Origin of the sequence: Micromonospora sp. DT31 (assembly GCF_049841795.1) — a bacterium.
In the GTDB taxonomy this organism is placed as follows: domain Bacteria; phylum Actinomycetota; class Actinomycetes; order Mycobacteriales; family Micromonosporaceae; genus Micromonospora.
The window spans coordinates 101,567-119,651 of the sequence record NZ_JBNCKZ010000010.1 but is presented as its reverse complement, the minus strand read 5'-3'; the positions used below and the strand labels follow the sequence as shown (position 1 = coordinate 119,651).

Annotated in this window: 15 protein-coding genes; 7 read left to right on the top strand and 8 right to left on the bottom strand. The window is 74.0% G+C overall.

Annotated features, from left to right (window positions below):
* Positions 1 to 85: 85 nt before the first annotated feature.
* From infB to rimP, 4 genes are all read right to left on the bottom strand, one after another.
* On the bottom strand, positions 86 to 3,106 hold the full coding sequence (gene infB, locus ACLQ2X_RS18460; RefSeq protein WP_425682275.1) for a translation initiation factor IF-2: 3,021 nt from the start codon (positions 3,104 to 3,106) through the stop codon (positions 86 to 88).
* A gap of 93 nt (positions 3,107 to 3,199) precedes the next feature.
* Positions 3,200 to 3,535, bottom strand: a complete 336-nt coding sequence (locus ACLQ2X_RS18455; RefSeq protein ID WP_425682274.1) for a YlxR family protein — start codon at positions 3,533 to 3,535, stop codon at positions 3,200 to 3,202.
* A 15-nt stretch (positions 3,536 to 3,550) separates the two neighbouring features.
* Entirely contained in the window at positions 3,551 to 4,585 is a 1,035-nt protein-coding gene (gene nusA / locus ACLQ2X_RS18450) for a transcription termination factor NusA (RefSeq protein ID WP_425682273.1), read from the bottom strand.
* Positions 4,582 to 5,247: a ribosome maturation factor RimP gene (gene rimP, locus ACLQ2X_RS18445; RefSeq protein ID WP_425682272.1), complete on the bottom strand. Its 666-nt coding sequence runs from the start codon at positions 5,245 to 5,247 to the stop codon at positions 4,582 to 4,584. Before rimP ends, nusA begins: the two co-directional genes overlap by 4 nt.
* A gap of 262 nt (positions 5,248 to 5,509) precedes the next feature.
* On the opposite strand from rimP, the gene ACLQ2X_RS18440 reads away from it, so the two are divergent.
* The 6 genes from ACLQ2X_RS18440 (at position 5,510) to ACLQ2X_RS18415 (ending at position 11,034) form a co-directional block, all read left to right on the top strand.
* On the top strand, positions 5,510 to 5,965 hold the full coding sequence (locus ACLQ2X_RS18440; RefSeq protein ID WP_425682373.1) for a hypothetical protein: 456 nt from the start codon (positions 5,510 to 5,512) through the stop codon (positions 5,963 to 5,965).
* Positions 5,962 to 6,402: a ferritin-like domain-containing protein gene (locus tag ACLQ2X_RS18435; protein ID WP_425682271.1), complete on the top strand. Its 441-nt coding sequence runs from the start codon at positions 5,962 to 5,964 to the stop codon at positions 6,400 to 6,402. Before ACLQ2X_RS18440 ends, ACLQ2X_RS18435 begins: the two co-directional genes overlap by 4 nt.
* A 69-nt stretch (positions 6,403 to 6,471) precedes the next feature.
* Complete coding sequence (locus ACLQ2X_RS18430) at positions 6,472 to 7,053, top strand: PadR family transcriptional regulator (RefSeq protein ID WP_425682270.1); 582 nt, start codon at positions 6,472 to 6,474, stop codon at positions 7,051 to 7,053.
* Positions 7,054 to 7,072: 19 nt separating this feature from the next.
* The gene (locus ACLQ2X_RS18425) at positions 7,073 to 7,804 is read left to right on the top strand and encodes an ABC transporter ATP-binding protein (RefSeq protein ID WP_425682269.1); all 732 of its coding nucleotides are present in this window, start codon (positions 7,073 to 7,075) and stop codon (positions 7,802 to 7,804) included.
* On the top strand, positions 7,801 to 10,479 hold the full coding sequence (locus ACLQ2X_RS18420; protein ID WP_425682268.1) for an FtsX-like permease family protein: 2,679 nt from the start codon (positions 7,801 to 7,803) through the stop codon (positions 10,477 to 10,479). The genes ACLQ2X_RS18425 and ACLQ2X_RS18420 overlap by 4 nt, the downstream gene beginning before the upstream one ends.
* 75 nt (positions 10,480 to 10,554) lie before the next feature.
* Positions 10,555 to 11,034 (top strand): nitroreductase family deazaflavin-dependent oxidoreductase, encoded by a 480-nt coding sequence (locus ACLQ2X_RS18415; protein ID WP_425682267.1) that lies wholly within the window; start codon positions 10,555 to 10,557, stop codon positions 11,032 to 11,034.
* Between the two features lie 32 nt (positions 11,035 to 11,066).
* Here the strand turns inward: ACLQ2X_RS18415 and ACLQ2X_RS18410 are convergent, their stop codons facing one another.
* Both ACLQ2X_RS18410 and map read right to left on the bottom strand, forming a co-directional pair.
* A complete protein-coding gene (locus ACLQ2X_RS18410; protein WP_425682266.1) occupies positions 11,067 to 11,780 on the bottom strand; it encodes a VIT1/CCC1 transporter family protein in 714 nt (237 codons plus the stop codon).
* Complete coding sequence (gene map, locus ACLQ2X_RS18405; protein ID WP_425682265.1) at positions 11,777 to 12,634, bottom strand: type I methionyl aminopeptidase; 858 nt, start codon at positions 12,632 to 12,634, stop codon at positions 11,777 to 11,779. Before map ends, ACLQ2X_RS18410 begins: the two co-directional genes overlap by 4 nt.
* Positions 12,635 to 12,730: 96 nt before the next feature.
* Between map and ACLQ2X_RS18400 the strand changes: the two genes are divergently transcribed.
* On the top strand, positions 12,731 to 13,045 hold the full coding sequence (locus tag ACLQ2X_RS18400; RefSeq protein ID WP_425682264.1) for an STAS domain-containing protein: 315 nt from the start codon (positions 12,731 to 12,733) through the stop codon (positions 13,043 to 13,045).
* A gap of 22 nt (positions 13,046 to 13,067) precedes the next feature.
* Here ACLQ2X_RS18400 and ACLQ2X_RS18395 read toward each other — a convergent pair whose 3' ends face one another.
* On the bottom strand, positions 13,068 to 14,315 hold the full coding sequence (locus tag ACLQ2X_RS18395) for an FUSC family protein (protein WP_425682263.1): 1,248 nt from the start codon (positions 14,313 to 14,315) through the stop codon (positions 13,068 to 13,070).
* 66 nt (positions 14,316 to 14,381) lie between these two features.
* Positions 14,382 to 18,053, bottom strand: coding sequence for a SpoIIE family protein phosphatase (locus ACLQ2X_RS18390; protein WP_425682262.1), 3,672 nt, complete (start codon positions 18,051 to 18,053; stop codon positions 14,382 to 14,384).
* Between the last annotated feature and the right edge of the window lie 32 nt (positions 18,054 to 18,085).

Sequence of the window (18,085 nt, the reverse complement as noted above, 5' to 3'; positions counted from 1 at the left end):
GTCGCAGATTGTCGCAGCCCGCGCGGACGGCGACGGCCGGGGCCCGAAGGCCCCGGCCGTCAACCGGTCACACACGTGACATCGCTCAGGCGCGGGGCTTCTCCCGCATCTCGAACGTCTCGATGACGTCGCCGACCTGGACGTTGTTGTAGCCGCTCAGCGTCAGACCACACTCGAAGCCCTCGCGGACCTCGGTGGCGTCGTCCTTGAACCGCTTCAGGGAGCTGATCGTGAGGTTGTCCGCCACGACCGCCCCGTCCCGCAGCAGCCGCGCCTTGGCGTTGCGGCGGATGAGGCCGGACCGGACGATACAGCCGGAGATGTTGCCGATCTTGGACGAGCGGAAGACGTCGCGGATCTCCGCGGTGCCCAGCTCGACCTCCTCGTACTCCGGCTTGAGCAGACCCTTGAGCGCGGCGTCGATCTCCTCGATGGCCTGGTAGATGACGGCGTAGTACCGGATCTCCACACCCTCGCGGTCGGCCATCTCGCGGACCTTGTTGGAGGCCCGCACGTTGAAGCCGATGATCGTGACCGCCTCGGACGAGGCGCTCGCGAGCATGACGTCGCTCTCGGTGATCGCACCCACGCCCCGGTGGATGATCCGAAGCTGGACCTCCTCCGGGATGTCCAGGTTGAACAGCGCGTCCTCGAGCGCCTCCACGGAACCGGAGACGTCGCCCTTGAGCACCAGGTTGAGCGAGGTCTTCTCGCCCTCCTTGAGCTGCTCCATGAGCGTTTCGAGGGTGGCCCGGCCACGGGAGTTGGCGAAGGACGCCGCCCGTCGCCGCGCCTGACGCTGCTCGGCGATCTGCCGCACGGTCCGGTCGTCCGCGGCGGCCAGGAAGGTGTCACCCGCACCCGGCACCGTGGTCAGACCCAGCACCATGACCGGACGCGCCGGACCGGCCGAATCGACCGGCTTGCCGTTCTCGTCCAGCATGGCCCGGACCCGGCCGTGCGCCCCACCGGCGACGATCGAGTCGCCGGCCCGCAGGGTGCCCTTCTGCACCAGCACGGTCGCCACCGCGCCACGGCCCTTGTCCAGGTGCGCCTCGATGGCCACACCCTGCGCCGGCCCGTCGATCGCAGCGGTCAGCTCCAGCGACGCGTCGGCGGTCAGCAGCACGGCCTCGAGCAGTTCCTCGATGCCGATACCGGGCTTGGCCGCCACGTTGACGAACATGGTCTCGCCGCCGTACTCCTCGGCGACCAGGCCGTACTCGGTCAGCTGCTGGCGGACCTTGTCCGGGTTCGCCTCGGGCTTGTCGACCTTGTTCACCGCGACCACGATCGGCACGTCCGCCGCCTTGGCGTGGTTGAGCGCCTCGATGGTCTGCGGCATCACGCCGTCGTCCGCCGCCACGACCAGGATCACGATGTCCGTGACCTGGGCGCCACGGGCACGCATGGCGGTGAACGCCTCGTGACCCGGAGTGTCGATGAACGTCACCGCGCGGTCTACGCCCTCGTGCGGGACGTGGACCTGATAGGCGCCGATGTGCTGGGTGATGCCACCCGCCTCGCCGGCCACCACGTTCGCCTTGCGGATCGCGTCGAGCAGCTTGGTCTTACCGTGGTCGACGTGACCCATGACGGTCACCACCGGCGCACGGCTGACCAGGCGGTCGGCCGCGACCGCGGCGTCGAGGTCGATGTTGAACTGCGCGAGCAGCTCACGGTCCTCGTCCTCCGGGCTGACGATCTGCACGTCGAAGCCGAGGTGCTCACCCAGCAGCTGCAGGGTCTCGTCGGAACACGACTGGGTCGCGGTCACCATCTCGCCCAGGTTGAACATCTCCTGGACCAGCGAACCCGGGTTGGCGTTGATCCGGTCGGCGAAGTCCGACAGCGAGGCGCCACGGGACAACCGGACGACCTGACCCTGACCGCGGGGGGCACCCGAGGACATGGTCGGGGCCGACAGGTTGTCGAACTCCTGTCTGCGCTGCTTCTTGGACTTGCGACCGCGGGTCGGCCGGCCACCCGGACGCCCGAAGGCACCCGCGGCGCCGCCGCCACGGCCACGACCGCCACCACCCGGACGGCCACCGCCGACCGGGCCACCCGGGCGGAAACCACCGCCGGGTGCGCCGCCGCCACCACCGGGACCACCGCGGTAGCCACCGCCACCGCCGGCGCCACCACCGGGACCACCGCGGTAGCCACCGCCACCGCCGGCGCCACCACCGGGACCGCCGCGGTAGCCACCGCCACCGCCGGCGCCACCACCGGGGCGACCCGCGCCGCCACCGGGGCCGCCACGACCGCCACCGGGGCCGCCTGGGCGGCCGGTGGTCGGGCGCTGGCTCGGCATGGACGCCGGGCTGGGCCGCGGCGGCATGGACGCCGGGCTGGGCCGCGGCGGCATGCCGGCCGGGCTGGGCCGGGGACCGGCCGCACCGGCGGCCGGCGGCCGCTGCTGACCGCCCTGGATACCGAACGGGTTGTTACCGGCGCCGCGCGCCGGCGGACGACCGCCGGGACGGGCACCGGGGCCCTGGCCCTGACCCGGACCGCCGGGCCGACCGGCGGCCGGGGAACCCGGACGCGGCGGCATGGCGTTGGGGCCGGGACGCGGACCGGGACGGGCACCGCCCTCGGCCGGAGGTTCCCGGCGGGGCGCCTCCCGCTGCTGCTGGCGGGCGGCCTGGGCGGCCTTGACCGCGGCCTCCTGCTCAGCCTTCAGCGCGGCGGCGCGCGCCTCGGCGGCCGCCACTTCGATGTCGTGCGCGCTCGCCGGCTTGGCGACCGGGGTCGCCGGCTGCGGCGGGCCGGGGACCGGGCCCTTGGGCTTCGGTCCAGGGGTCGGGCCGGACGGACGCCGCGGCGGCATCGGCCTGGCCGAGACCCGGGGTGCGCCCGGGGTCGGGTTGGGCGTCGGGGTCGGTGCCGGGCCGCTGGGAGCGGCTGCCGGCGGGGCGGCGGGCGCCGGGGAACCGGCGGACGCCACGAACGCGTTACGCAGCCGTCGGGCGACAGGCGCCTCGACGGTGCTGGACGCGGACTTCACGAACTCGCCCATCTCCTTGAGCTTGGCGAGAACGGTCTTGCTTTCGACCCCGAGCTCTTTGGCAAGCTCGTGTACGCGGGCCTTTCCTGCCACTGCACTCCTCACTCCGAGGTCGTGCGGGCAGCACCCGCAGCGACCTCACTCGTGCACTTGAAGCCTGGTCATTTCTGCGACTTCATCGTGTGCTCATGTCGGTCGTCCTACCTTGCTAGCGACCCTCGACCGGTCGGGTTGACCGGTCGTCGGGGGTTGCGCGTCGACGTGCTCCGCGAGCGCGCCGTGGTCCGGGACCGCGGTGATGCGCAGAGCTCGCCCGAAGGCGCGGCGCCGCACCGCCTGCGCGAAGCAGGCCGGATCAGGGTGCATGTTCGCTCCCCGACCCGGCAGTCTGCGGGCCGGATCCGGCCGAAGGCTGGTCTGACCAGCCTCGTCATCGACCGCGACAACCCGCAACAACTCGCTGGCCGGCGCTCGTTTCCGGCAGCCCACACAGGTGCGCTCCGGTAGCGCGCGTCGTACCACTGAGAAAGTCTACCCCTAGCTGCCCGAGATCGCTCCGCCCGGCTCGGGTACGTGATCAGATCCGCCCCGGCCGGCGGTCTCCGCGTCCGACCGGATATCGATCCGCCAACCGGTCAACCGGGCGGCGAGCCGGGCGTTCTGCCCCTCCCGGCCGATCGCCAGGGAGAGCTGGAAGTCCGGCACGGTGACCCGGGCGGCGCGGGTGGCCAGGTCGACCACATCGACCCGCAGGGCCTTGGCCGGCGAGAGCGCGTTGCCGACGAAGGTGGCCGGATCGTCCGACCAGTCGATGATGTCGATCTTCTCGCCGTGCAGCTCGCTCATCACGGCCCGGACCCGCTGCCCCATCGGCCCGATGCAGGCGCCCTTGGCGTTGACGCCGGGCACCGTCGAACGCACGGCGATCTTCGTGCGGTGACCTGCCTCACGCGCGATGGCACCGATCTCCACGGTGCCGTCGGCGATCTCCGGCACCTCCAGCGCGAACAACTTCTTCACCAGCGCCGGATGCGACCGGGACAACGTGATCTGCGGCCCGCGCATGCCCTTGGCCACGTGCACCACCACGCAGCGGATCCGCTCGCCGTGCTGCGGATCCTCACCCGGGACCTGCTCGGACTGGGGCAGGACGCCCTCCAGCTTGCCCAGGTCGACGGTGATGATGCCCTTCTCCCGGCGGGCCTCGTGGGCCTGCACCACGCCGGTGACCAGGTCACCGTCGCGCCCGGCGTACTCGCCGAAGTGCACCTCGTCGGTGGCCTCCCGCAGCCGCTGGAGGATGACCTGCTTGGCGGTCATCGCGGCGATCCGCCCGAAGTCGTGGGGGGTGTCGTCCCACTCCCGGGCCACCGTGCCGTCGGCGTCCATCTCCTGCGCGTAGACCGAGGCGGTCCCGCTCTTACGGTCGATCTCCACCCGGGCGTGCGGCTCGGCGCCGTCGGTGTGCCGGTAGGCGGTCAGCAACGCGGTCTCGATCGCCGCGAGGATCGTGTCGAACGGGATCTCCCGCTCGCGCTCCAGGGCGCGCAGCGCCGCGAGGTCGATGTTCACCTCTCCTCGTCCTCCAGATCTTCGTCGTCAGTTTCGGTGTCGGTGTCGGTGTCGTCACCGAAGTCCTCGTCGGCCAGGTCGTCCAGGCGGTTGAACTCCACCTGGACGCGGCCGGGGCCGAGGTCGGCATACGGGTGTGCGGCGGGGCCGGCGTCGGTCTCCAGCACCACACGCTCGTCGTCGGCGGCCGTGATCCGGCCGGTGAGCTGGCGGTCGCCGGCCTCCCCGCGAACGGTGACCTTGACCAGTCGGCCCGCGTTACGTCGCCAGTGCCGGGGCAGCGTGAGCGGACGGTCCACGCCTGGCGAGCTGACCTCCAACTGGTACTCGCCGGCCACGATGTCCCCGCCGGCCTCCTCGGCCGCGTCCAGCGCCGCCGAGACCGCCCGGGAGATGTCCGCCACGGCGTCCAGGTTGATCCCGCCGTCGGCGTCCACGACCACGCGGACCACGTGTCGCCGCCCGGCCCGGGAGACGGAAAGGTCCTCCAGGTCGTAGCCGGCGGCGGCGACCACCGGGTCGATCACCTCGCGCAGCCGGGCACGGCGGTTGGCGAGATCGCCGCGGGGTGCGCCGCCCCGGTCTGCGCCGCCGGGGCCGTCGGACCGGCGAGGCCGCCCCGCGGGCCCCGACGACCGGGTGGTACGGCCACGCTGCGTCATGGGGCGCACCTCTCCTGCTGTTGCCACGGTCGGTGACCGTGTCGTCCACTCCCGGCGTGGGCGGCGGACCGCCATGCCGGCACGCCCCCGGGGCGTCCGCGCCCGGTGGCTGCGCAGAGCGTAACGCTTGCCGTCGTGGGCGGCCCCGGCGGCGCACCGACGACCCTGCCCCACGAGGGGGCGCCGATGGTGTTGACTCTGTCGGGTGGGGACCGGCAGAACACCATCCGACCAGGCCAGAGCGGGGCATTCCCGGCGCCGGCTGCTGCGCGCCGGGGCGCTCGCGGCACTCGGCGGCGCGACCGCGCCGTTGACCGGGTGTGACCTTCTCGATCGGGACGACGAACCGCCGACGCCGGACGCGCTGGAGCCGCTGGTGGCCGAGGCGCTGGCGTTGGAGGCCCGCCACCGGGCGGCGGCCACCGCCGCGCCGACGCTGGCCGGCCGGTTGACCCCGATCGCCGACGCGCACCGGGCGCACGCCGAGGAGTTGCGCCGGGTCATCGGCCGGCCCGCGCCCTCCGGCACACCGACCGTCGACCCGACCACCGCCCCGCCCGCCACCGCACCGGCCGCGGTGCTGACCGAGCTGCGCCGGGTGGAGCAACAGGGCCGGACGAACGCGGCGAAGGCCTGCGCCGCCGCACCGGCCGAGCGTGCCGCGCTGCTCGGCTCCATCGCCGCGGCCCGGGCCACCCACGTGGAGGCACTGAAGTGAACCCGAGCAGCGGCCCGGCCGACGCGCTCGCCGACGTGCTCGCGGCCGAGTACGCGGCGGTCTGGGCGTACGGGGTGATCGGCGTGCACCTGACCGACGCGGCCCGCACCGCCGCCCGCGCCGCCGAGGCGGCTCACCGGTCCCGGCGTGACGCGTTGCTGGTCCAACTCGCGCAGGGCTCCGGGCAGGTGCCGGCCGACCGGGCCGGTTATGCGCTGCCCTACCCGGTGACCGACCGGGCCAGCGCGTTGCGACTGGCGGTGGAGATCGAGGAGCGCACCGCCGGCCACTGGCGGGCCGCGCTGCCGCACAGCACCGGAACCGACCGGAACACCGCGCTCGCCGCGCTCACCGACTGCGCGTTGCGCGCCACCCGCTGGCGGCGGACGGCCGGGGCGAACCCGGTCACCGTGCCGTTCCCGGGCCGCCCCGCCTGACCGTGGCAGCGGTCACCGGGTGGAGCGCTGCGGTTGCGCAGCGCATACCAGGTATGCATACTCGTCCCCATGTCCATCCGCCACGGTCTCCTCGCGCTGCTCGAACGCGGCCAGATGTACGGCTACCAGCTGCGTGCCGCGTTCGAGGAGTCCACCGGGTCCACCTGGCCGCTGAACATCGGACAGGTCTACACCACGCTGGCCCGGCTGGAACGCGACGGGCTGGTGCGCCCGCTGCCGGAGAACGAGAGCGGGCAGCGGCCGTACGAGATCACCGACACCGGGCGGGCGGACCTGGCGCTGTGGTTCGCCACCCCGATCAGCCGCGGCGACCGCCCCCGCGACGAGTTGGCGATCAAGTTGGCGCTGGCGTTGACCACCCCGGGCGTCGACGTACGCGCGGTGGTGCAGAACCAGCGCACCGCCACCATGCGGGCCCTGCAGGAGTACACCCGCCTGAAATACTCCAGCGACAAGCCGGAGGACCTGCCCTGGCGGCTGGTGCTGGACGCGATGATCTTCCAGGCCGAGGCCGAGGTCCGATGGCTCGACCACTGCGAGACGAGCCTGGTTCGACACCGCCCGCCGCCGGCCCGGCCGGTCGAGCACCCCGAGGCGGTGGACCGGGCCGGCGACGAGGCCCGCCGGTGACCCGGCACGGGAGGCACGGATGAACCCCACCGACGCGGTGCTGGAACTGCGGGACGTGCGCCGGACCCACGGCGCCGGTGCGGCCGCCGTGCACGCGCTGCGTGGCGTGAGCCTGACCGTGCGGGCCGGCGAGCTGATCGCGGTGATGGGTCCCTCCGGGTCCGGCAAGTCCACCCTGCTGGCCCTGGCCGGCGGGCTGGACCGGCCCAGCGGCGGCGAGGTGCTGGTCGAGGGCGAGGCGCTCGGCGGACGGTCGGCCCGCGAGCTGGCCCGACTGCGCCGCCGCCGCATCGGGTACGTCTTCCAGGACCTCAACCTGCTCAGCAGCCTCACCGCGGTGGAGAACGTGGCACTGCCCCTGGAACTGGACGGCACCGGGGTGCGCGCGGCCCGCCAACTGGCCATGGCCGCACTGCGCGAGGTGGAGGTCGCCGACCTGGCCGACCGGTTCCCCGACCAGATGTCCGGCGGCCAGCAGCAGCGGGTGGCGATCGCCCGGGCGCTCGTCGGCGAGCGGCGGCTGGTCCTCGCCGACGAGCCGACCGGCGCGCTCGACTCCCAGGCCGGCGAGGCGGTGCTGCACCTGCTGCGCCGCCGGGTGGACGAGGGCGCGGCCGGGGTGCTGGTCACCCACGAGGCCCGGCACGCCGGCTGGGCCGACCGGGTGGTCTTCCTGCGCGACGGGGTGATGGTCGACTCGACCGCCCCGCTGGTCGGCGTCGAGCACCTGCTCAGCGGCAGCGGGCGGTGAGCGGCGGCCGCCTCGCCACCGCCTACGGGTCGTGGCGGACCGCGCTGCGGATCGCCCGCCGGGAGGCCGGGCGGTCCCGCCGACGCACCCTGCTCGTGCTGGCGCTCATCGCGCTGCCGGTGCTCGGCCTGAGCTTCGTCGCGGTCAGCTACGACATGGGCAGGCTGTCCCCCGCGGAACGCGTCGAACGCCGGCTCGGCGGCGCCGACATCGAGCTGCGCTGGAACAGCCTCGCGCCGGTGACGCAGGACGCCTGGGGTGAGGGGGCCTGGCCGGCCGGCGGCAACGACATCCCCCGGACCCGTCCGGCCACCGCCGAGGATCTGCGCCCGCTGCTGCCGGCCGGCAGCCGGCTCACCCGGGTCCGGTGGTGGATGCCGTTCGAGGCGCGGATCGACCGCCGCACCACCACCTTCGACGCGCGCGCCCTCGACCTGACCGACCCGCTGGTCCGGCCGCTGGCCAACATACGCGAGGGCCGGCCGCCCACCCGCCCCGACGAGATCGGCGTCAGCCCGGCCGCGCTGCGAAAGCTGGGCACCCGCATCGATGCGCCGGTACGCAGCGTGGACGGCTCCACGTACCGGGTGGTCGGGGTGATCGAGTATCCGGACAACCTGGGTGAGGTCGTGACGCTGGCCGCGACCGCCGCGGAGCGGGACGGCGCCGAGCAGCGCTGGCTGGTGGACCTGCCCGGGCCACTGGAACCGGCGCTCGCCGACCGGCTGAACCAGCAGGGCATCCAGGTCACCAGCCGTGACCAGCTGCCCGGCCGGGAGGTGTTCCCGCACGGCGTGGCGATGCCCGACGCCGAGGGGGCCGGCATCGGACTGCTGGTCGGCGGGCTGGGGCTGCTGGAGGTGGTGCTGCTGGTCGGCCCGGCCTTCGCGGTCGGCGTGCGCCGCCGTCGGCGGGACCTCGCACTCGTCGCGGTCGCCGGTGGCGACGCCGCGCACCTGCGCCGGATCGTCCTCGCCGACGGGGTGGTGCTCGGCGCCGCCGGGGCCGCCGCCGGGGTGCTGCTCGGTATCGCCACGGCGTTCGCCGGCCGGCCGCTGGCCGAGCAGTATCTGGTCGAGGAGCGCTTCGGCGCGTACCGGGTCTTCCCGGCCGCGCTGGCGGCGATCGCCGCCACCGCCGTGCTGGCCGGGGTCCTGGCCGCCCTCACGCCGGCCTGGACGGTGGCCCGGCAGGACGTGGTGGCCGGACTGGCCGGCAGGCGGGAGGCGGCCCGGCCGCGCCGACGCTGGCCGCTACTCGGGGTGCTGCTCATTATGGCCGGCATCGCGCTCGCCGCGTTCGCCGCCGACCGCACCTCGCCGACCGGGGTGCTGGCCGGCGTCGTCCTGGGCGAACTCGGCCTGGTGTTCTGCACGCCGACGCTCGTGGCCGGGCTGGCCCGGACCGGACGGCTGCTGCCGCTGACACCCCGGCTGGCGTTGCGCGACGCCAGCCGCAACCGGTCCGCCACGGCACCGGCCATCTCCGCGGTCATGGCCGCGGTCGCCGGCAGCGTCGCGATCGGCGTCTACGTGGCGAGCGACGACGCCCGCGCCCGCGCGATGTGGCAGCCAGGGCTGCCGCCGGGGAACATGCTGCTGCTGGACGCCGGCCCGGCCGGCAAGGGCCTGCCGGCGGCGGAGGTGGTCGCCGAGCGGGTGCGCGCGGTGCTGCCGGGCGCGACCGTGGCGGCGGTCGCCACGCCCGACTGCGCCCGCCCCGCCGGCCCGGACGAATCCTGCGCCCCGGTCGCGGTGCGCCCGCCCGAGGAGCGCTGCCCGTACGACCTGTTCGACACCGGTCCCGTCTCGGCCCGGCAGGACCCCCGCTGCGTGCGCCCGTTCCGGAACCCGGTCGACGTCTCCGTGCCGACACTCGTCGACGACGGCAGCGCTCTGCCGGCGCTCACCGGCGCCCCCGCCGACGAACTGGCCGCCGCACGTCGGACGCTCGCCGCAGGCGGCGTGGTCGTCACCGACCCCCGGGAGATGGTCGACGGGCACGTCCGGGTGGAGATCAACGACGGCTCCGGCATCCCGAGCCGGACGCGGCTGCTGCCCGGCCACGTCCTGCGCGGCGGCCTCGCGGTGGACCGACTGGTCCTCTCCCCCGCCGCCGCCGACGCGCTCGGCCTGGCGCCGGTGCCGTTGGGCTACCTGGTGGACAACCCGGGCACACCCACCGACCGGCAGGGTGAACTGCTCACCGACGAGCTGCACGAGATCGGGCCGCTGACGGTGCGGACGGCCAGCGCCGCACCGCCGTCGGACCAGCGCCCGCTACTGATCCTGCTGGCCGCCGCCTCGGCGGTGATCACGCTGGGCGCCGCCGCGGTCGCCACCGGCCTCGCCGCCGCCGAGGGCCGCCGGGACATGTCCACCCTCGCCGCGGTCGGCGCCGACCCCCGGGTGCGCCGACTGCTGTCACTCTCGCAGGCGGGGGTCATCGCGGTGCTCGGCTCGGTGCTCGGCATCGCCGCCGGGCTCGGCTCCGCGGTGGTCATCCTCGCCTCGCTCAACCAGCGGTACGCGCAGTCCTGGCCGGTGCAGCCGCCGTACCCGGTGACCGTGCCCGGCCTGACGCTCGTCGTGCTGGTGGTGGTGCCCCTGGTGGCGATGGGCGGCGCGGCCCTGCTCACCCGCTCCCGCCTGCCGGTCGAGCGCCGGCTCGACTGACCCGGGGCGGGCGACCTGCGGTCGACTGGCCGTCCGGCGGGTGACGGGACGCGGCACGGGCGGCACACTTGGCGGATGTCCGCCCTGGGATCCCTCACCCGCCGCCTCGGTCACCAACAGTGGTTCGGCGCCGCCATGCGCCTGCTCGTCCCCGCCGACCGGCTCGTCGGCCGGTTGACGAAGGGCCGGGTGGTCGCCTTCGGGCTGGTGCCCACGCTGGTGCTCACCTCCACCGGTCGCCGGTCCGGCAAGCCCCGCAGCAATCCGCTGGTCTACGTCCCCGACGGCGACGCCTACGTGGTGATCGGCTCCAACTGGGGGCAGAAGCAGCAGCCCTCCTGGACGTTCAACCTGATGGCCCACCCGGACGCCGAGGTGGACGTGAAGGGACGCCGGATCCCGGTCAACGCCGCGCAGGTCACCGGCGAGGAACGGGAGCGGCTGTTCCGCCGCCTGGTCGAGGAGTGGCCGGCCTACCGCACGTACGTCGAGCGGGCCGGCGGGCGCGAGATCCGGGTGTTCCGGCTGGCCCCGAACGGCGACCGGGGCACCTGAGTCACCGCGGCGCACGCCTCGACGGCCGACGGTCAGCCGATGCCGCCGACACCGATCAGCGCGCCGATCAGGTAGGTGGCGCCGGCCGCCAGCGCGCCGAGCAGCAGTTGCCGCAGGCCGCTGCTCCACCAGGCGCGGCGGGTGAACCGGGCCACGATCACCCCGGCGAGGAACAGGCCCACCCCGCCCACGGCGAGCGCCAGCCACAGGCTGGTGAATCCGAGCAGGTACGGCAGCAGCGGCACCAACGCGCCGACCGAGAAGCAGACGAACGAGGAGATGGCGGCCGCCCACGGGCTGGGCTGGTCGTCGGGGTCGACGCCCAACTCCTCCCGCACGTGCACCCGCAGCGCCTCCTCCGGGTTGGCGCGCACCGCCTCGGCGACCTGGGTCGCCAGGTCACGGGGCAGCCCGCGGGCCACCCACGCGTCGGCCAGCTCGCGGGCCTCGGCCTCCGGGTGGCGTTCCAGCTCGCGCCGTTCCTTGGCCACCTCCGCGGCGACCTGCTCGTTTGCCGACCGGACGCTTGTGTACTCGCCGAGGCCCATCGAGATGGCGCCGGCCACCAGGCCGGCCGTGCCGGTGAGCACCACGTTGCGCGGGGACACCCCGCCGCCGCCCACGCCGGCGATCAGCGCGATGTTGGTGACCAGCCCGTCCATCGCGCCGAAGACCGCCGGCCGCAGCCAGCCGCCGGACACGTCCGCGTGGTGCGCCTCCCGCAGCGCCGCCGGGGTGTCGGTCACGGCAGCGTCAGGATCTCGTAGCCGTCGTCGGTCACCAGCACGGTGTGCTCGAACTGCGCCGTCCAGCGGCGGTCCTTGGTGACCACCGTCCAGCCGTCGTCCCACATGTCGTACTGGTAGGTGCCCAGGGTGATCATCGGCTCGACCGTGAACGTCATCCCGGGCTCCATCACGTCGGTGGGGCGCGGGCTGTCGTAGTGCGGCACGTACAGGCCACTGTGGAACGCCTCGCCGATGCCGTGGCCGGTGAAGTCGCGCACCACGCCGTAGCCGAACCGCTTGGCGTACGACTCGATGACCCGGCCGATGACGTTGATCTGCCGGCCCGGGACGATCGCCTTGATGCCCCGCATCATCGCCGTGTGGGTCCGCTCGACCAGCAGGCGGGCCTCCTCGCTCACCTCGCCCACGCAGAAGGTGGCGTCGGTGTCGCCGTGCACGCCGTTCAGGTACGCGGTGACGTCGACGTTGATGATGTCGCCGGCGGCGAGCACTGTGGAGTCGGGGATGCCGTGGCAGATCACCTCGTTGATGCTGGTGCAGCAGGACTTGGGGAAGCCCCGGTAGCCCAGCGTCGACGGGTAGGCGCCGTGGTCGCAGAGGAACTCGTGCACCACCCGGTCGATCTCGTCCGTGGTCACACCAGGCTTGCAGTGCTCACCGGCGAGCTGGGTGGCCTGCGCGGCGAGACGGCTGGCCACCCGCATCTTCTCGATGGTCTCCGGTGTCTGCACGTGCGAGCCGCGCCACTGTCGGGGCTGCTTCTTGCCCACGTACTCCGGGCGCGGGATGTGGGCGGGGACCGCTCGCCACGGGGAGAGCGTGCCGGGGGTCAGCGGCGCACGGACGGTCATGCGCTCAGCCTATCGCCGCAGGCCGGTGTGCTCCCCGCCACAGCCACGCCCTGGGAGGTTGTTGCCGTGCCGCAAACGCTGTGCCATTGTTGCTGCGTGGATCAAGGGGGCGCACCGCCCGTCTTCTCCGTGACGGCGGAGGGCGACGACGACCGGGTACACGTAGCGGTCACCGGCGAGGTCGACATGGCCACCGCGGACACCATGTTCCAGACCGCGCTCCGCGAGCCCACCCGGGCGCTCACGCTCGACCTGCGGGCGGTCACCTTTTTCGACTCGGCCGCCATCCACGCGGTGGTGCGGCTGTCCCAGCGGTTCCCGGCGACGTTGACCGTGCTGCCGTCCGCGCAGGTCCGGCGGGTGCTGGAAGTGTCCGGCCTGGGCGAGCAGGACTGGCTGGCCGGCCGCTGACCCCACCCCGGCGGCACCCGCCCTAGCCGGAATCCCCGAGGGACGGCGGCATGGGCGGATCGGGTTCCCGATGTCCGCGCTCCGGCTCGTGGCGCCGGTCCGTCGGCTCCCCGGCGGTGTCCGGGGCGAGGCTGCGACGCAACGACTCCGCGTCGCGCTTGCTGACCCCGCCGGCCCGGATCGTGTTCACCGCGATGATGGTGACGTCGTTCGCCACGTTGATGCCGCTGACGCGCAGGCCGCTGCTCAACGCCGCCTGGGCCAGGCGCAGCGCCGACATCGCGGCCCGCTGGGAACGGGTCGGCCCGCCTGTGGAGAGCCCTCGGCCCGTACCGACGTAGCGCACGGCGTCGGCGAGACACTGCGCGGCCTCGGCGAGCGGCTGCGGAACGGGCTCGTCGGCCCGGATCGCCCGTTCGAGGTTCAGCGCCACGTCGCGGTTCTGCAGCAGGGACCGCATCATCAACCGGGCACCGCGCTGCCAGCCCTCCACCGAGCTGCGGTGGTGCCACCGCAGCGGCGAGATCTGCACGACCTCGACAGCCGCCGACATCGCGGTCTCCACGTCCGACGTGTCGAGGTGGCGCAGCGTGTCGAGGACCTGCTTGGCCAGGTCGGCGTCGCGCCGCCGGGCCGCGTCGGCGACCCGCTCCAGCTGGGTGGCCGTCTGGTTGAGCAGGGGCCGGCCGGCCCGCCGGATGCGGTAGACCGGGTTCAGGGGCAGCACCACGACCGCGACCAGGACGCCCACCGCCCCGCCGACGACGCCGTCGACGAAGCGGGGCAGCGCGACGTGGCTGCTGGCGGGGAACAGGACCGCGATCACCATCGCGCTGCCGCCGACCTGGGTGATGAACGAGCCCTCACCGCTGAGGAAGACGGCGAAGAGGATGGAGACGGCCACCACGACGCCGATCTGCACGTACCCCTGCCCGAGCCAGGAGACCAGCAGGTCACCCAGGGTGATACCGACCGCCACGCCGGCGATCAGCAGCAGCGTGCGGCGGAAGCGCTGGTTCACCGAACTGGCGATGGTGCCGACCGCGACGGCGGGCGCGAACAGCGGCTGCGGGTTGTTGATCAGATCCTTCGCGACCCACCACGCCAGGGCGGCGGCCACCCCGCACTGCACCGCCACGAGCACGCTCAACCGCAGTCGCAGCAGCCGCTGGCGGACAGTGGCTTGGCCGGTGCGGCGCATCGCCGCCCACGCCGTACCGACGGGATCGCGGTCGCTGCGCCGAGAGCCGCGAAACGACTCACGGTCCATGAGGCGATCCTACTGGCCTTGCCCCATTTGCGAAGCTTTACCGCCGGCAACCCGGACCGGTCGGCCTCAGTCCGGGTCCACCAGCCGGCGACGCAGGGTCAGCTCGGTGCCCTCCGCGGTGCGGTTCACGCTCATCTCCCCGAGCGCCTGGATCAACGCCAGGCCACGCCCCCGGAAACTGGACCCGTTCGACTCCCGCCAGCGTCCGCTGTCCCGGACCGTCGCGGTCACCGTACGGTCGGCGATGGTGACCTCGACCTCGATCGTCGGGTCGACCGGGTCGACCGGGTGCTCGATCGCGTTCGCCGCCGCCTCGGAGATCGCCACGGTCAGGTCGAACAGGTCGGTCTCACCTACCTGGTGGGCGACGAGAAAGGCCTCCAGCCGCTTACGCAACACGCTGAGCCGGGTCGGATCGGCCGGCAGACGCAACGCGAAGCGGTTCGGCTGGGCCGCCTCCAGCGCGAGCACCGCCACGTCGTCGTGCCGGGACCGGCCGGCGACCCGGGCCATCACGGCGTCGACCAGATCCGCGACGTGCCCGCGGCTGCCCGCCGCGTCCGCCCGCAACTGGCCGAGCCCGGCGTCGATGCCCGCCGACCGGTCCTCGATCAGACCGTCGGTGTAGAGCAGCAGCCGGCCGCCGGGGCTCAGTGCACCCTCGGCGGTCGGGTAGCCGGCGCCCGGGATGGCCCCGATCGGCGGTCCGAGGGCCCGATCGTGCAGGAACGCCACATCGTCTCCTCGGATCAGCAGCGGTGACGGGTGACCCGCGCTGGCGTACCGGATACGGCCGGTGCGCGGGGAGAAGCCGAGGCAGACCACGGTGGCGAAGGAACCACTGCCGACGGAATGGACCAGCCGGTTCAGCCGGGTCAGCGACTCGCCGGGGTCGTAGCCCTCCAGGACGTACGCCCGCAGCGCGTTGCGGAGCTGACCCATCGCCGCGGCGGCCCGCACACCCTTGCCGACCACGTCGCCGATGACCAGCACCAGATCGTCGTCGCTCGTGCCCATCACGTCGTACCAGTCGCCGCCGACCTCCACCTCGGCGCTGCCGGGCAGGTAGCGGCTGGCCACCACCGCGCCGGGCAACTGCGGCAGGGTACGCGGCAGCAGGCTGTGCTGGAGCGTGGTGGCGATCCGCTGCTCGGCCTCGTACAGCCGGGCGTTCTCCAGCCGCACGCCGACCAGCCGCGCCAACTCGGTCAGGGCCGCCTGTTCGGCGCCGCCGTCCTCGCGACGCCACACCCGCAACTCGCCGAGCTGCTCGCCTGTGGTGCCGGTGAGCGGCAGCACCGCGGACGGCTCGGCGGGCAGGTCACCGCCGGCGTCCTCCTCGTGGCGGGCCCCGGCCGTGGTGACCAGGACCCGGCCGGCCTCGGCGAGGCGCAGCGCGTGCTCGGCGGCCACCCGCACCACCTCGGCGGTGGACCGGGCCGTGTTGATCGCCACGGCGGCGTCGGCGAGCGTCCGCAGCCGGCGGATGATCTGCCCACGCAACTGACCCAGCTCCACGTTGGCCCGGACCCGGGCCACGAGTTCCTGACTGGAGAAGGGCTTGGTCAGGTAGTCGTCCGCCCCGGCGGACAGGCCCTCCACCTCCTCGGCCGCGCCCGCGCGGGCGGAGAGCAGCACGATCGGCACGTGCCGCGTCACCGGGTCGGCGCGCAGCGCGGCGACCAACCCGAAGCCGTCCAGCTGCGGCATCATCACGTCGGCCAGCACCAGGTCGAAGGGGGTGTCGGCGGCCAGTCGCAGCGCCTCCGCGCCGTCCGACACCGCCACCACCTCGTACGCCGGGGAGAGCAGCCGGCTGACGTGCTCCCGCAGGTCCGCGTTGTCGTCGGCGAGCAGGATGCGCCCGGCGCCGCCGGGCGTGCCGGACGCCTCCGGGAGCCCGGTGGGGCGGGCCACCTCGTCGGTCCACAGCGCCGTCTCGGCGACGTAGAGGCGGGCCTGCTCCGACTCGGTCAGCGGCACCGGGGAGAGCGCGGCGACCCGGTCGGCGGGCAGGTGGGCGTACCCGAACGGCACGGTCACGGCGAAGGTGGTGCCCCCCTCGACGACGCTGCGCGCGGTCACCGTGCCGCCGTGCATCTCGACCAGCTCGCGGACCAGCGCGAGGCCGATGCCGGTGCCCTCGTGGGTACGCGAGCGGGCCCCCGGCACCCGGTGGAACCGCTCGAAGACCTGCGGCAACTCGTCGGCCGCGATGCCGACACCCGTGTCGCTCACCTCCAGCACGGCGCCGCCGTCACCATCACGCACCCGCACCCGGATCTCGCCGTCGAAGGTGAACTTGACCGCGTTCGAGATCAGGTTGAGCACGATCTTCTCCCACATGTCCCGGTCGACGTAGACCGGCGCGGGCAGCGGCGGACAGTCCACCACCAGGCGCAACCCGGCCCGCTCGGTGGCGGATCGGAACGTGCTGGCCAGCCGTGCGGTGTAGTCGGACAGGTCGGTGGGCTGGTGGCGGGCCGCCAGCCGGCCGGACTCCAGGCGGGAGAAGTCGAGCACCGTGTTGACCAGTTTCAGTAACCGCAGGGCGTTGCGATGCGTGACGGTCAGCCGCTCCAGGTAGCGCTCCGGCAGCTCCCGGTCGGCGAGCATTTCCTCCAGCGGCCCGAGGACCAGGGTGAGCGGGGTGCGGAACTCGTGACTCACGTTGGCGAAGAAGTTGGTCTTGGCGCGGTCGAGCGCGGCCAGCTCGGCGGCGCGGGCGCGCTCCTGCTCGTACGCCCGCTGCTTGGCCGCCGCCCGGGACACCTGCGCCGCGACCAGGTCGACGAAGTCGCGGTAGTCGTCGGTGAACGTCAGCCGGCGGGACACGCCCACCAGCAGCACGCCGGCCGGCTCGTTGGTGGCGGACAGCGGCAGCAGCAGCGCCCGACCGGCGGCATCCGACGGCACCGCCCCGGGCAGCTCGGCGGTGGCGATCCAGCGCGCCCCGGTCAGCGGCCCGCCCTCGGGCAGCCCCGGCGGCGGGCCGGCCACCGTGGCCGGGTCCACCCCCGTGCAGCCGGCCGGCACCAGGGCCCCGTCGTCGTCGTAGAGCCAGATCGCGCTGAACGGCACGTCGGCGCGGTAGGCGTCGAGGACCCGGGCGACGGCCCGGCCCAGCTCCACGGTGCTCGGCACGTCGCCCAGCTCGTTGCCCAACTCGGCCAGGGCACGCAGCCGGCGCTCGCCCAACACCCGGCCGGTGGTCTCGTTGACGAAGCAGAACACGCCGCTGACGGTGCCGTCGACGTCCCGGATCGGGTCGTAGGAGACGTCGAAGTAGACGTCCTCCAGGTAGCCGTGCCGGTTGAGCACGAAGGGGTGGTTCTCCCCCCGGTAGGGCACGCCGCTGCCGCGTACCCCGTCGAGCAGCGGGCCGAGCGCGTCCCAGGTCTCCGCCCAGTGCAGCCGGGCGGACTGCCCGATCACCGCCGGGTGCTTGGCGCCGATCGTCGGCCGGTAGGCGTCGTTGTAGAAGGCCAGGTGCTCCTCGCCCCAGAAGACGACGATCTGCGCGCGGGACGCCAGCATCGTGCTCAACGTGTGGCAGAGCGCGGTGGGCCAGCGGTCCGGCGTGCCGATCGGAGTGGTCGACCAGTCGAAGCCGCGCAGCCGCTCACCCATCTCGCCGCCGGCGGTGAACGCCGCGGCCAACAACGGTGGGAGTGACGTCGCGTCGGCTGCCGCCGGAGACGACCGGCCGTCGCCCCCGCCCCCCTGGGCCGAGCCCATGCAGCCTCCCGCTCCGGCCATGTCCACGACGG

Bases quoted from the DNA above. Each gene is read 5' to 3' on its own strand.
- ACLQ2X_RS18390 (WP_425682262.1), bottom strand. From the start codon at position 18,053: ATGGGCTCGGCCCAGGGGGGCGGGGGCGACGGCCGGTCGTCTCCGGCG.
- ACLQ2X_RS18415 (WP_425682267.1), top strand. From the start codon at position 10,555: ATGTCCGCCCTGGGATCCCTCACCCGCCGCCTCGGTCACCAACAGTGG.
- map (WP_425682265.1), bottom strand. From the start codon at position 12,634: ATGACCGTCCGTGCGCCGCTGACCCCCGGCACGCTCTCCCCGTGGCGA.
- rimP (WP_425682272.1), bottom strand. From the start codon at position 5,247: ATGACGCAGCGTGGCCGTACCACCCGGTCGTCGGGGCCCGCGGGGCGG.
- ACLQ2X_RS18395 (WP_425682263.1), bottom strand. From the start codon at position 14,315: ATGGACCGTGAGTCGTTTCGCGGCTCTCGGCGCAGCGACCGCGATCCC.
- ACLQ2X_RS18425 (WP_425682269.1), top strand. From the start codon at position 7,073: ATGAACCCCACCGACGCGGTGCTGGAACTGCGGGACGTGCGCCGGACC.
- ACLQ2X_RS18430 (WP_425682270.1), top strand. From the start codon at position 6,472: ATGTCCATCCGCCACGGTCTCCTCGCGCTGCTCGAACGCGGCCAGATG.